The following is a 12,482-nucleotide window of genomic DNA, read 5'->3' on the forward strand; positions in this document are numbered from 1 at the left end:
GCCTTCCGAGGGGGGAACTTCGGGGGGAACCGCCCCCGCGCCCTCCCCCAAAGATCGGACGAAGACCCGAGATGCCGCTCAGCCACCTGCTCCTGTGCCTGTCGATCCTCGCCACCCTGCTGCCGGTGAGGGCCCCGTGGCCCTGGCTGTCGCTGCTGATCATGGCGGTCACCGCCGGACAGATCCACGGCCAGCTGACGATCGCCGCGCTCGTGCCGGTGGCCGCGATGGCGGCCCTGGCCTGGATGGCGATCGCCGCGCGCCACCGGCCCCGGCGCGAGGCGGTGCTGATGGCGCTGATGCTGGTCATCGGCCTGGCGCTGGCGCTGCATCTGCTGCCGGGCTTCCTGAACCCGACCTACCTGGTGGCGGCCTCGGACACGCGCCCGCCGACGCTGCGCTACCTCAACTTCGACAAGGGCGTGGCCGGGATGCTGATGCTGGCGGTGCTGGCCGCGCAGCAGCGGCGGCGCGACGAGGGCGTCGGGCTCGCGTCCCCATCGGCAGTCGCGCCCGGCCTGCCGGCCGTCGCGCTCTGGGCGACGGTCGCGGCGACGCTGGCGCTGCCCTGGCTGCTGGCGGTGGCCGGCGGCCTGGGCCGGCCGACGCTGCGCTGGCCGGACAACGCCGGGCTGTTCCTGGCGTCCAACCTGTTCCTGACCTGCGTCGCCGAGGAAGCCGCCTTCCGCGGCGTCATCCAGGGACTGCTGGCGCGGCGCCTGGGCACCGACCTGCGGACCGTCAACGGCTGGCTGCCGGTGCTGCTGGCGGCGGTGCTCTTCGGCTTGGCGCACGCGGCCGGCGGGCCGCTCTACGTCGGGCTGGCGATGCTGGCCGGGCTCGGCTACGGCCTGGCCTATGCGCTGAGCGCCCGCATCGAGCTCGCCATCGCGCTGCATTTCGCGCTCAACGCGCTGGTGTTCCTGACCCTGGACCTGCGCATCGGCTGACGCCGCCAGGGCCGCCAGCGCCGCGACGGCCCCGTGCCGCGCGGGCACGGCGCCTGCCCTGGGCCGGTCCACCGCCGCCGTCCGCCGGGCGCGTACGCGGTTCGTGTGTCTCCCGTGTACGGATTGTTGCCGTCCGCACGCGGCCCCGGACAGGCCAGCATGTCTGACGATAATCCGCCGACCTGAACTCGGCGCCCCGCATGCAGCAGCTCGCTCAATTCGCTCGCACCGTCGCCACCGCCGTGGCCGGCTTCTTCCAGGCGCTGTGGCGCCGCACCGCGCCGATGCGGGCCTCGCTGCGCACGCTCCCGGCGTGGAAGCGCATCGCGGTCTGGTCGGGCGCGGGCGTGCTGGCCGTGGTGCTGCTGCTGGCGGGCGCGGCGGCGGTGGTCTGGCCGGGCCTGCCCGACCTGGACCGGCTGACCGACTACAACCCCAAGCAGCCGCTGCGCGTCTACACCGAGGACGGCCAGCTGCTGGCCGAGTTCGGCGCCGAGCGCCGCAGCTACCTGCCGCTGGACCGCATCCCCAAGACCATGCAGCAGGCGTTGCTGGCGGTCGAGGACGCCAGCTTCTACGAGCACCAGGGCGTCTCCTTCACCGGCATCTTCCGGGCGGCGCTGGCCAACCTGTTCTCGTCGCGCAGCCAGGGCGCCTCGACCATCACCCAGCAGCTGGCGCGCGACCTCTACCTGACCAAGAAGAAGCTCTACACCCGCAAGTTCGTCGAGATCCTGCTGGCCTTCAAGATCGAGAGCCAGCTGTCCAAGGACAAGATCCTGGAGGTCTACATGAACCAGATCTACCTGGGTCAGCGGGCCTACGGCTTCGAGGCGGCCGCGCATGCGTACTACGGCAAGCCGCTGAAGGAGCTGTCGATCGGCGAGACCGCGATGCTGGCGGGCCTGCCGCAGAACCCCTATTACGCGAACCCGATCATGAACCTGCCGCGCGCGCAGCGCCGCCAGGCGGTGGTGCTGCAGCGGATGGTGGACGTGGGGATGATCACGCCGGCGCAGGCGCAGCAGGCGCGCGACGAGCCGGTCCGGCTGCGCAGCGCGCAGGAGCAGCGGCTGCCCTACGGCCAGTACGCCGCGGAGATGGTGCGACAGGTGGTCCACGCCCAGTACGGCGACGAGGCCTACAGCCGCGGCCTGCGGGTGACCACGACGCTGCGCATGGACGACCAGGTCGCCGCGTACAAGGCGCTGCGCCGCACGCTGATGGACTACGAGCGCCGCAAGGCCTGGCGCGGCCCGGAGGGCGAGGTCGACCTGCCCGAGGGCATGGACGCGCAGGACCAGGACACCGCGATCGCGCAGGCGCTCAACGAGCATCCCGACAACGACGACCTGCGCGCCGCCGTGGTGACGCAGGTCGCGGCCAACCGGCTCCAGGCGACGCTGGCCGATGGCGAGGACATCGAGATCAAGGGCGACGGTCTGCGCTCGGTGCAGTCGGCGCTGTCGGCCAAGGCCAAGCCGGAGCTGCGCATCCATCGCGGCGCCATCGTCCGGGTGCTGCGCGGCAACCCGACCAAGGAGTTCCCCAAGGGCGCCTGGGCGGTGACGCAGTCGCCGGAGGCCGAGGGCGCGCTGGTCTCGGTCGAGCCCGACAGCGGCAAGATCCTGGCGCTGGTGGGCGGCTTCGACTTCAACCGCAACCAGTTCAACCACGCGACGCAGGCTTGGCGCCAGCCGGGCTCCAGCTTCAAGCCCTTCATCTACTCGGCGGCGATGGAGAACGGCGCCAGCCCGGCGACGCTGGTGGACGATGCGCCGATCTCGGTGGGCGACTGGAGCCCGCGCAACTCGGACGGCAACTTCGACGGTCCGATGACGCTGCGCCAGGCCCTGGCCAAGTCCAAGAACATGGTCACGATCCGGGTGCTGGAGCAGCTGACGCCGGCGCGCGGCCGCGCCTGGGCCGGCAAGTTCGGCCTGGATGTCGACAAGCAGCCGGAGAACCTGACGCTGGCGCTGGGCTCGGGCTCGGTGACGCCGCTGCAGATGGCCAGTGCGTACTCGGTCTTCGCCAACGGCGGCTACCTGCTCAAGCCGCTGCTGGTGACGAAGATCGTGGACGCGCAGAACCAGGTGCTGTTCGAGGCCGAGCCGGAGAAGCTCACCGACGAGCGCCGCGCGATCAGCGAGCGCAATGCGTTCATCACCGGCTCGCTGCTGCGCGAGGTGGCGATCCGCGGCACGGCCTACCGGGCGAGCCAGTCGCTCAAGCGCTACGACCTGTACGGCAAGACCGGCACGACCAACGACGCGGTGGACGCCTGGTTCGCCGGCTTCCAGCGCCGCGTGGCGACGGTGGTGTGGATCGGCTACGACCAGCCGCGCAGCCTGGGCGCCAGCGAGACCGGCGGCGGCATCGCGCTGCCGGCGTGGATCGACTACATGGCCGTGGCGCTGCGGGACATCAAGCCTTCTGAGATCGAGCCGCCCAAGGACGGCGGGCTGGTGCAGGAGGAAGGGCCGTATGGACCGGACTGGGTGTACAGCGAATTCGCCGGCGACGCCGGGCTGAAGACCATCGGCCCGATGCCGCCGCCCTTGCCCGCGTCCGACGCGGCGTCCGGCGCCTTCCCGGGAGCGCCTGGCGCCTCCGGCGCGCCGCCGTCGTGGTGGATGGGCGGCGAGCGCAGCGGCGGTCAGTGATCCGCATCGACAGGGAGCTTCCGACATGACCTCCAGCCTGCTGCGCGGCGCCGCCACCGCCCTGCTGATCGCCGCCGCATCGATGTCCGCCTGGGCGGCCGACGAGGCCGACGCCATCGAGCCCGACCAGCCCGGCATCGTCGAATCGAGCAGCACCGTCGGCAAGGGCCGCGCGCTGCTGGAGACGGGGCTCGGCTACCAACGCGACAAGAGCGACGGTGTGCGCAGCCGGCTGTGGTCGACGCCGACGCTGCTGCGTTTCGGCTTCGCCGAGGACTGGGAGTTCCGCGTCGAGACCGACGGCTACCAGCGCCTGCGCGCGACCGACGCCGACGGCACGACGCGCGCGAGCGGCTGGGCCGACACGGCGCTCGGCGTGAAGTGGCACCTGCAGGACAGCGATGGCGAACGCGGCAAGCCCGGGCTGGCGTGGCTGCTGCACATGGACATGGACAGCGGCTCGGCGGCGTTCCGGGGCCAGGGCTTGCGGCCGTCGCTGCGGCTGACGGCGGAGTGGGACCTGCCGCGCGACTGGTCGGCCGGTGTGATCGGCGGCCTGTACCGCGACCGGCGCGAGGACGGCGGGCATTTCGTCGGCGGCATCCTGGGCGCCTCGCTGGGCTGGCCGATCGCCGAGCGCTGGAAGGGCTACGTCGAGATCGCCGGCGACCAGCTCGCGTCAACGCGCAACGGCGGCCGCAGCGTCTCGGCCGGCACCGGCGTCACCTGGCTGGTCGACCGCCGCGTGCAGCTCGATGCCTCGCTCAACCGCGGGCTGACGAAGCAGACGCCCGACTGGGTGCTGGGGCTGGGGGTGTCGGTCGGGTTCTGAACCACGCGACGCCCTCCCCTCGCTGGATGATTCCCGGCGCCCCCGGGATGACGTACAAAGCCGGCTGTCGTTTCAGCCTTGCTGGATGCCCATGCGCCTCGCTCTCCGCTCCGTTCTTCGCTCGACGCTCCTCTCGCTCGTCTGCTGCGCCCTGCCCGCTTGGGCGGTGCCCGCCAGCGGCACCTTCACCGCCTCGCGCGCCTGCGAGGCCTTCCAGTCCTTCCGCAAGAGCACCAATCCCGACGGCGCGAAGCTGTCGCCGGGCATCGGCTACACGATCCTGGAGACGCATGACGCGGGCTGGACCCGCGTGCAGGTGCCGGGCGCGCGGCCGTCCGAACGCTGGGTGCAGAACGACTGCGGCAGCGCGGGCGGCGGGTCGGACGTCTCCGCCGCGGCGAAGTCCGGCCGCGCGCCGGCCGAAGGCAATGGGCCGTCGATGTCGGGCCGCGGCGGCATGTGCTCCACGGCCAACGAGTACGACAGCTTCGTGCTGGCGATGTCGTGGCAGCCCGGCTTCTGCGAATGGACGGCGGGCGGCAAGCGCGGCAAGCCGGAATGCGAGGCAATGGAGAGCGGCAAGCTCAAGGTCAGCAACCTGACGCTGCACGGGCTGTGGCCCAACCGCCAGCAATGCGGCATCAGCTACGGCAACTGCAGCACGGCGCCAATGACGCTGTCGAAGGAGACGATCGCCTACATCGGGCCGTGGATGCCGAACTTCCTGTACGAGAAGGACTTCGGCGAGCACGAGTGGCGCAAGCACGGCACCTGCCAGGCGATGAATCCGGACGCGTATTTCCGCCGCGCAGTGGACCTGGTGAAGCAGTTCAACGATTCGGGCGTCGGGCAATACATCCGGCAGAACATCGGCGGGTCGATCTCGCGCCGCGCGTTCTACGACAAGCTGAAGGCGGAGACCGGCAGCGACGCGTACCGGGACAGCGTCAAGCTGATGTGCTCGGGGCAATACCTGACGGAGATCCAGGTGAAGCTGCCGCGCGATTACCAGGCCGGCGGGTCGCTGAAGCAATTGCTCGGCGACCAGCCCGGCGGCAGCGGCGGCGGCACCTGCCGCGGGGATGACATTCGGATCGAGGCGAGCGGGCGCTGAGAGCTTCGGATTCAGGTTCATCCATTCGGCGGGTCCCGTTTCAACGAGACCTCGTCCCCCAGCACCTGCAGGCCGGCCAGCACCGGCGTCAGCACGCGATCGACCGCCTGGGCCAGCGGCCCGAGCGCGGCCTCGTCCGCATCGCGCAGACACGCCTGCTCGAGCGCCTGCGCCGCGGCGTGGACCTCCTTCATGCCAAGCGCCGCCGCCGCGCTCTTGAGGTCATGCGCCATCCGCATCGCCGCCGCGTCGTGCGCGGCGCGCAGGGCCAGGAAGCGCGGCAGGAAATCGGTCTCGCGGTCCCGGAACAGCCGTAGCAGGCGCCGATACAGCGCGCGGTCGCCCATCATGCCGGCGAGCCCCACCTTCAGGTCGACGCCCGGCAGCGCCGGCAGGTCCGACGGACCACTCCCCGCGGACGCGTCCTTCCCACCGGCTCGCGCCGCCCCGGCATCGCGACGGATCCAGCGGGCCAGCGTCGCGAACAGCTCCTCCATGTCGATCGGCTTGGCGACGTGGTCGTTCATGCCGGCCGCCAGGGCCTTTTCCCGGTCACCGACCATCGCATTGGCCGTCATCGCGATCACCGGCAGGTCGCGCCATTGCGGCTGGCGCCGCAGCGCCTGCGTCGCGGCATAGCCGTCCATCACCGGCATCTGGCAGTCCATCAGCACGCCGTCGAAGGGATGGCTGGCCAGCATCGCCAGCGCCTCCTGGCCATTGGCCGCCACCCGCGTCTCGATGCCGGCCCGCCCCAGCACGTCCAGCGCGAGCTCCTGGTTGAAGGCGTTGTCCTCGACCAGCAGAAGGCGCGCGCCCCGGAGCGCCGCCCGGTCCCCCTGCAGCGACTCCTCGCGCCGGGCGCGCCGCGTCGTCGGCGCCACCGCCAGTCCGAGCGCGGTCGCGCAGGCGTCGAACAAGGTCGACGGCGTCACCGGCTTGGTCAGCAGCGCCCCCACCGTCACGCCTTGATCGTCCAGCTGCTGCTGCACCTCGTGCCGGCTGAAGGCCGTCAGCATCAGCACCGGCGGCGTCGGATGGCGTGGACGCTCGCGCTCGGCCAGCAGCCGCGCGCACATGACGCCATCCATGCCAGGCATCCGCCAGTCCAGCAGCAGCAGGTCGTAGGGCTCGTCGCGCGCGTCCGCGAGCGCCACCTGGCGCAGCGCCTCCATCCCGTCCGCCGCGGTGTCGACCTTCAGCCCGAGCGCGCGCGTCATCGCCGCCACCACCTCGCGCGCGCAGGCGTTGTCGTCGACGATCAGCGCGCGCGTGCCCTTCAGCCCGGTCCGGTCGGGCGCGGCACGGCCCGCCGCCGCGGCGCTCCGGTCGGCGGCCGCGTCGAGTTCCAGCCGCACGCTGAAACGGAACCGGCTGCCCTGCCCCGGCTGGCTCTCGACCTCGAGCTCGCCGCCCATCAGCCGCACCAGGTGGCGGCTGATCGCCAGGCCCAGGCCGGTGCCGCCATAACGCCGGCTGGTCGACGCGTCCGCCTGGGTGAAGGGCTCGAACAGACGGCCCTGCTGCTCCGCGCTCATGCCGATGCCGGTGTCGCTCACCTCGAAGCGCAAGCGCACCGACGCGTCGTCGCGCGCCAGCACCGCCACGCCGATGACGACCTCGCCGCGCTCGGTGAACTTGACGGCGTTGTTGCCCAGGTTCAGCAGCACCTGCCCCAGCCGCGACGGGTCACCGACCAGCGCCTCGGGCAACTCCGGCGGCTCGACGAACAGCAGCTCCAGCCCCTTCTCCTCCGCCTTCAGCCCGATCAGGTTGGCCAGGTTGTCCATCACGTCCGACAGGTTGAACGGGATCGCCTCCATGTCCAGCTTGCCGGCCTCGATCTTCGAGAAGTCCAGGATGTCGTTGATGATCCCCAGCAGCGATTCGGCCGAGGCATGCACCTTCTGGATGTAGTTGTGCTGCTGCGGATTGAGCCCGCTCTGCAGCGCGAGGTAGGACATCCCCAGGATCGCGTTCATCGGCGTGCGGATCTCGTGGCTCATGTTGGCCAGGAACTCGCTCTTGGCGCTGCTCGCCGCCTCGGCCACGCGACGCGCGTGCCGGTCGGCCTCGGCCTGGCGGCGCTCGCTGAGGTCGACGATGAAAGCCACGCCCTGCCGCGTCGAGTCGCTCAGCAGCGCGCCGCCGATCAGCACCGGCACCCGGTGCCCGTCCCGGTGGAGGTAGTGCTTCTCGTAGGACGCGCAGCGACCGGTGGCGCGCAACTGCTCGATCGCCCGCCGGTCGGCCTCGGCCTCCTCCGGCGGCGTGAGCGCCGTCCAGTCGATGCGCCCCGCCTCCAGGTCCTCGCGGGTGTAGCCGATGATCTCCAGGAAGGCGTCGTTGGTCTCGGTCACCGCGCCCGACACCTCCCAGAAGAAGATGCCGATCATGCTGGACTCGATCACGCGGCGCAGGCGCGCCTCGCTCGCGCTCAGGGCCTGTTGCGCCTCGTGCTGCGAGACGGTGCGTTCCTCGATGCGCCCGGCCATCGCGTTGATGCCGCGCTGCAGCTCGCCGATCTCGTCGTCGACGCCCGCCTGCGCCACCCGCGCCGTCAGGTCGCCGTGCTCGATGCGCTCGACGCAGTCCAGCGCCACGCGCACGCGCCGCATCAGCCAGCGGCCGAACAGGTGAATCACCACCCCGCCCAGGCACAGGGCGACGAAAGTGATGCCACCGATCGCCTGCATGAACCGGACCATCGGCGCGTACATCTCCTGCTGCGACACCGCCACGCCGATCACCCATCCGACGGGCTCCAGCCCATGGAACACCGCCATGCGGCGGTCGCCCAGGTAGTCGTACTCCAGCGAGCCGGTCCCCTGCCGCACCATCTCCGCGACGAAGGCGTGCCGGGCGCGTTGTCCGATCGGCCCCTGCGGGTGGTAGACGACGCGCAGGTCGTTGCGCTCGACGATGAAGAGCGTGGCCGAGGCGAAGCCCTCCTTCTGGCGCAGCTGACGCAGTTGCTCCTCGGCCTCGCGGGCGGCCGCGCGCACGCCGGAGCGGTACAGCTGCTGCCGGATCGCCTGGGTCGCGCCCTGCAGTTCCAGCTGCATCAGGCGCTCGCGTGACTGCCGCAGGTCGGACTGCAGGAACACCACCGCCGCGCCCAGCACCAGGGCCGTCATCGCCAGCACGATGAGCAGCGACAGCAGGTTGAGTCGCGTCGAGACCTTCACGGCCGGTCCTCGCCTCAGAACCTGAACTGGTCCACGTTGTCTTTCGTGAACACCATGACGGGCAACGCCACCTGCAGGCTGATCGCGTCCTTGCGCGGCGTGAAGCGGCCGAGCCGGCCGGCGTCGAAGGCCTGCCCCGCCTTCAGGCCGCCGGTGAGCAGTTGGCGCGCGCAGTAGACGGTGAGGTAGCCGTGGTCCGGCGCGTTCCAGAGCAGCACCGTCCGGACCGTGCCGTCCTTGAGGAAGCTGCGCATCAGGTTGGGCGTCGAGTTGCCGATGACGGCCACCTGGCCGACGCGCCCCGCATCCCGGACCGCGCGCGCGACGCCGGGCAGGTTGGGCGCGCCCAGCGCCACGATGGCCTTCAGGCCGGGCATCGACTTCAGGTAGTCCTGCGCGATCCGGTAGGCCTCCTCGGTGCTCTCGCCCGCGGGGCGGATGTCGACGATGCGCAGCTCCGGATGCTTGCGGTAGATCGTCCGCTTCATCGCGTCGATCCAGCTGGTCTGGTTCGGCGCGGTGAAGCTGGTGGTGACGAGGGCGATGTCCCCCTTGGGGCCGATCTCGCGCACCACGGACTCGACCAGCCGCGCGCCGAATTCCTCGAAGTCCACCAGGTTGACGAAGAACTCGCGCTGCTGGCTGTCGCCGTCCCAGCTCATCACGCGGATGCCGGCGCGCTGCGCCTTGGCCAGCACCGGCGCGATCGCGACCGGGTCGTTCGACGCGACCGCGATCAGGTCCGGTTTCGTGGGGATGAGCCGCTCGATCATCTCGATCTGCTTCTCGACCTGGTCCTGCGTCGGCCCGGTCCAGGTCACCGACACATCGGGCAGTTCGCGGGCGGCGGCGTCGATGCCGGTCTTCACCGCGTCGTAGTACGCGATGCCCACCAGCTTGGGCATGATCACGATCCGGTGACGGGGCGGCGGCTCAGGTTGCGCGGACGCCGACGCCGGGACCGACAGCAGCGCGGCGCCACAGGCCAATCCACACAGCGCACGCAGCACGCGGAGCAACGGGACCATGGTTCGCTCCTTGGTGAACGGCGCGACCGCCCGACAGGGGCGGCGCTCCCGCCGCAATGCTGCGCCGTTCCGCCGGGGGAGCGGGCCACCTGTTCAGGGGGCCCGGTGGGGTCTCAGCGCTTCCTGACGATCACGCTGCCCACCGAATACCCCGCGCCGAACGAGCAGATCACGCCCAGGTCGCCCTGCTTCAGGTTGGCGCGGTGCTCGTGGAAGGCGATCACCGAGCCGGCCGAGGCGGTGTTGGCATAGGTGTCCAGGATCAGCGGCGCGATCTCCGCGCCGGCCTCGCCGCCGACCAGCTTCTTGATCACCAGCTGGTTCATGCCCAGGTTGGCCTGGTGCAGCCAGTAGCGGCTGACGTCGGTGGGCTGGATGTGCAGCGCGGCCAGGTGCTGCTCGATGTGCGCGGCGGCGATGGGCACCACTTCCTTGAACACCTTGCGGCCTTCCTGGCGGAAGGTCTTGTCGCGCGCGTCGGGATCGCTGTCCTCGGCCTTGTTCATGAAGCCGAAGTTGTTGCGGATGTTGTTGGAGAACTGCGTCGCCAGCTTGGTGCCCAGGATCTCCCACTGCTCCGGGGCGACCGCCAGGTCGGCGCGCTCGACAAGGATGGCCGTGCAGACGTCGCCGAAGATGAAGTGGCAGTCGCGGTCCTTCCACTCCAGGTGGGCCGAGGTGATCTCCGGATTCACGATCAGCACGCACTTGGATGCGCCCGAGCGCACCGCGTTGTAGGCCTGCTCCAGCGCGAAGGTCGCCGACGAGCAGGCCACGTTCATGTCGAAGCCGTAGCCGCCCGCGCCGAGCGCCTGCTGGATCTCCACCGCCATCGCCGGATAGGCGCGCTGCATGTTGGCGGCGGAGCAGAACACCGCGTCGACGTCTTCCGGCTGGCGCCCCGCCGCGGCCAGCGCCTTGCGGGCGGCGTCGACGGCGATCTCCGCCATCAGCGACAGCTGGTCGTCGGCGCGTTCCTGGAAGCGCGGGTACATGCGCGTCGGGTCCAGCACGCCTTCCTTCTCGATCACATAGCGCTGCTTGATGCCGGAGGCCTTCTCGATGAACTCGACGCTCGAATGCACCAGCGGCTGGCGCGTGCCGGCAGCGATGGCTTCGGCGTGCTCGGCGTTCTGCAGGTCGACGTAGCGGTTGAAGGCCTCCACCAGCTCGGTGTTGGTGATGACGTGCGGCGGTTGGTACAGGCCGGTGCCGCTGATGACGACGGAATGCATGGGGCTGGTCTTTTGAGGTCGCCCGGTGAGGGGCCAAGGGGGCGAAGTTTAGCGAACTGCGCTCAAAAGCCCCCGATCCGTGCATGCTGCACCGCAAGGTGGCGAGACCGTCGCCGGGGCATGCGTAGAATGAGCCACCGGGCCCAAATTTTGGGACCCGGTTTTTTTTGGCCGGGTCTCAAGTCAAGCGCTCGCAGCCCAGGGCATGCACTGCATCAACGCAGCCCGACTTTGCGACTTTGGACCATGGAAATCTTTGACTACGACAACATCCTGCTGCTGCCGCGCAAGTGCCGCGTGACCAGCCGCAGCGAGTGCGACACCTCGATCGACTTCGGCCCCCGCCGCTTCAAGCTGCCGGTGGTGCCGGCCAACATGAAGACGGTCGTCGACGAGTCCATCACCGAATGGCTGGCCGCCAACGGCTACTTCTACGTGATGCACCGCTTCGACCTGGACGCGGTCGCCTTCGCCCGCACGATGCGGGACAAGGGCCTGCTGGTCTCCCTCAGCGCCGGCGTCAAGGAAGCCGACTACGCGCTCGTCGACCGCCTCGCGGCCGAGGGCCTGGGCGCCGACTACATCACCATCGACATCGCCCACGGTCACGCCGACGCGGTGCAGCGGATGATCGCCCACATCAAGCAGAAGCTGCCGCAGACCTTCGTGATCGCGGGGAACGTCGGCACGCCGGAGGGCGTCATCGACCTGGAGAACTGGGGCGCGGACGCGACCAAGGTCGGCATCGGCCCGGGCAAGGTCTGCATCACGCGGCTCAAGACCGGCTTCGGCACGGGGGGCTGGCAGTTGTCGGCGCTCAAGTGGTGCGCGCGCGTGGCGACCAAACCCATCATTGCCGACGGCGGCATCCGCCATCACGGCGACATCGCCAAGAGCGTGCGCTTCGGCGCGGCGATGGTGATGATCGGCTCGCTGTTCGCGGGCCACGAGGAGTCGCCGGGCAACACCGTCGAGGTCGACGGCAAGCGCTACAAGGAGTACTACGGCTCCGCGTCCGACTTCAACAAGGGTGAATACAAACACGTCGAGGGCAAGCGCATCCTCGAGCCGGTGAAGGGCAAGCTGGCCGACACCTTCCGGGAAATGGAAGAAGACCTGCAGAGCTCGATTTCCTACGCTGGCGGTCGCAGCTTGGCGGATCTGCGCAAGGTGAATTACGTGGTGCTAGGCGGTGAGAACGCCGGAGAACATTTGTTCATGTAACACATCGCTGCCCGCTGGTTGACGAGGAACCTGAAACGAGAAACCCGGCTCAAGCCGGGTTTTTCTTCAGCCGAAATCAATGACGACAGTGGAAATATTGGTGATGCCATCGTCCGGACGCGCCCCCGTGTCGAACTTCAAGGAAAGCCTCCGGAGCGCAGTTCTTCAACACGTCCGGCGTGCCCTGAAATGAGCGCCCGTCGCCCTTCCAGCCCCTCATCGAGGTGGGCCACCCCCACTGCGAA

At 70.0% G+C, this 12,482-nt stretch carries 8 protein-coding genes; 5 read left to right on the forward strand and 3 right to left on the reverse strand.

The window, feature by feature from the left end; genetic code table 11:
* Positions 1 to 71 precede the first annotated feature (71 nt).
* From FHT38_RS12665 to FHT38_RS12680, 4 genes are all read left to right on the forward strand, one after another.
* A complete protein-coding gene (locus FHT38_RS12665) occupies positions 72 to 950 on the forward strand; it encodes a CPBP family intramembrane glutamic endopeptidase (protein WP_183491977.1) in 879 nt (292 codons plus the stop codon).
* 200 nt (positions 951 to 1,150) lie between these two features.
* A complete protein-coding gene (locus FHT38_RS12670) occupies positions 1,151 to 3,616 on the forward strand; it encodes a penicillin-binding protein 1A (RefSeq protein WP_255488673.1) in 2,466 nt (821 codons plus the stop codon).
* 25 nt (positions 3,617 to 3,641) lie between these two features.
* Positions 3,642 to 4,448: a transporter gene (locus tag FHT38_RS12675; RefSeq protein ID WP_183491978.1), complete on the forward strand. Its 807-nt coding sequence runs from the start codon at positions 3,642 to 3,644 to the stop codon at positions 4,446 to 4,448.
* A gap of 91 nt (positions 4,449 to 4,539) precedes the next feature.
* A complete protein-coding gene (locus FHT38_RS12680) occupies positions 4,540 to 5,562 on the forward strand; it encodes a ribonuclease T2 family protein (RefSeq protein ID WP_183491979.1) in 1,023 nt (340 codons plus the stop codon).
* Positions 5,563 to 5,579: 17 nt separating this feature from the next.
* Here FHT38_RS12680 and FHT38_RS12685 read toward each other — a convergent pair whose 3' ends face one another.
* The 3 genes from FHT38_RS12685 to FHT38_RS12695 form a co-directional block, all read right to left on the reverse strand.
* On the reverse strand, positions 5,580 to 8,750 hold the full coding sequence (locus tag FHT38_RS12685) for a response regulator (RefSeq protein ID WP_183491980.1): 3,171 nt from the start codon (positions 8,748 to 8,750) through the stop codon (positions 5,580 to 5,582).
* A 14-nt stretch (positions 8,751 to 8,764) separates the two neighbouring features.
* The gene (locus FHT38_RS12690; RefSeq protein ID WP_183491981.1) at positions 8,765 to 9,778 is read right to left on the reverse strand and encodes a substrate-binding domain-containing protein; all 1,014 of its coding nucleotides are present in this window, start codon (positions 9,776 to 9,778) and stop codon (positions 8,765 to 8,767) included.
* A 113-nt stretch (positions 9,779 to 9,891) separates the two neighbouring features.
* Entirely contained in the window at positions 9,892 to 11,013 is a 1,122-nt protein-coding gene (locus FHT38_RS12695) for a beta-ketoacyl-ACP synthase III (RefSeq protein WP_183491982.1), read from the reverse strand.
* Between the two features lie 246 nt (positions 11,014 to 11,259).
* Here FHT38_RS12695 and FHT38_RS12700 point away from each other — a divergent pair, with 246 nt between their 5' ends.
* The gene (locus FHT38_RS12700; protein ID WP_183491983.1) at positions 11,260 to 12,237 is read left to right on the forward strand and encodes a GMP reductase; all 978 of its coding nucleotides are present in this window, start codon (positions 11,260 to 11,262) and stop codon (positions 12,235 to 12,237) included.
* Positions 12,238 to 12,482: the final 245 nt, after the last annotated feature.

Origin of the sequence: Mitsuaria sp. BK041, from assembly GCF_014193085.1 — a bacterium.
Classification (GTDB): Bacteria; Pseudomonadota; Gammaproteobacteria; order Burkholderiales; family Burkholderiaceae_C; genus Roseateles.

Bases quoted from the DNA above. Each gene is read 5' to 3' on its own strand.
- FHT38_RS12670 (WP_255488673.1), top strand. From the start codon at position 1,151: ATGCAGCAGCTCGCTCAATTCGCTCGCACCGTCGCCACCGCCGTGGCC.
- FHT38_RS12690 (WP_183491981.1), bottom strand. From the start codon at position 9,778: ATGGTCCCGTTGCTCCGCGTGCTGCGTGCGCTGTGTGGATTGGCCTGT.
- FHT38_RS12695 (WP_183491982.1), bottom strand. From the start codon at position 11,013: ATGCATTCCGTCGTCATCAGCGGCACCGGCCTGTACCAACCGCCGCAC.
- FHT38_RS12700 (WP_183491983.1), top strand. From the start codon at position 11,260: ATGGAAATCTTTGACTACGACAACATCCTGCTGCTGCCGCGCAAGTGC.
- FHT38_RS12665 (WP_183491977.1), top strand. From the start codon at position 72: ATGCCGCTCAGCCACCTGCTCCTGTGCCTGTCGATCCTCGCCACCCTG.
- FHT38_RS12680 (WP_183491979.1), top strand. From the start codon at position 4,540: ATGCGCCTCGCTCTCCGCTCCGTTCTTCGCTCGACGCTCCTCTCGCTC.
- FHT38_RS12675 (WP_183491978.1), top strand. From the start codon at position 3,642: ATGACCTCCAGCCTGCTGCGCGGCGCCGCCACCGCCCTGCTGATCGCC.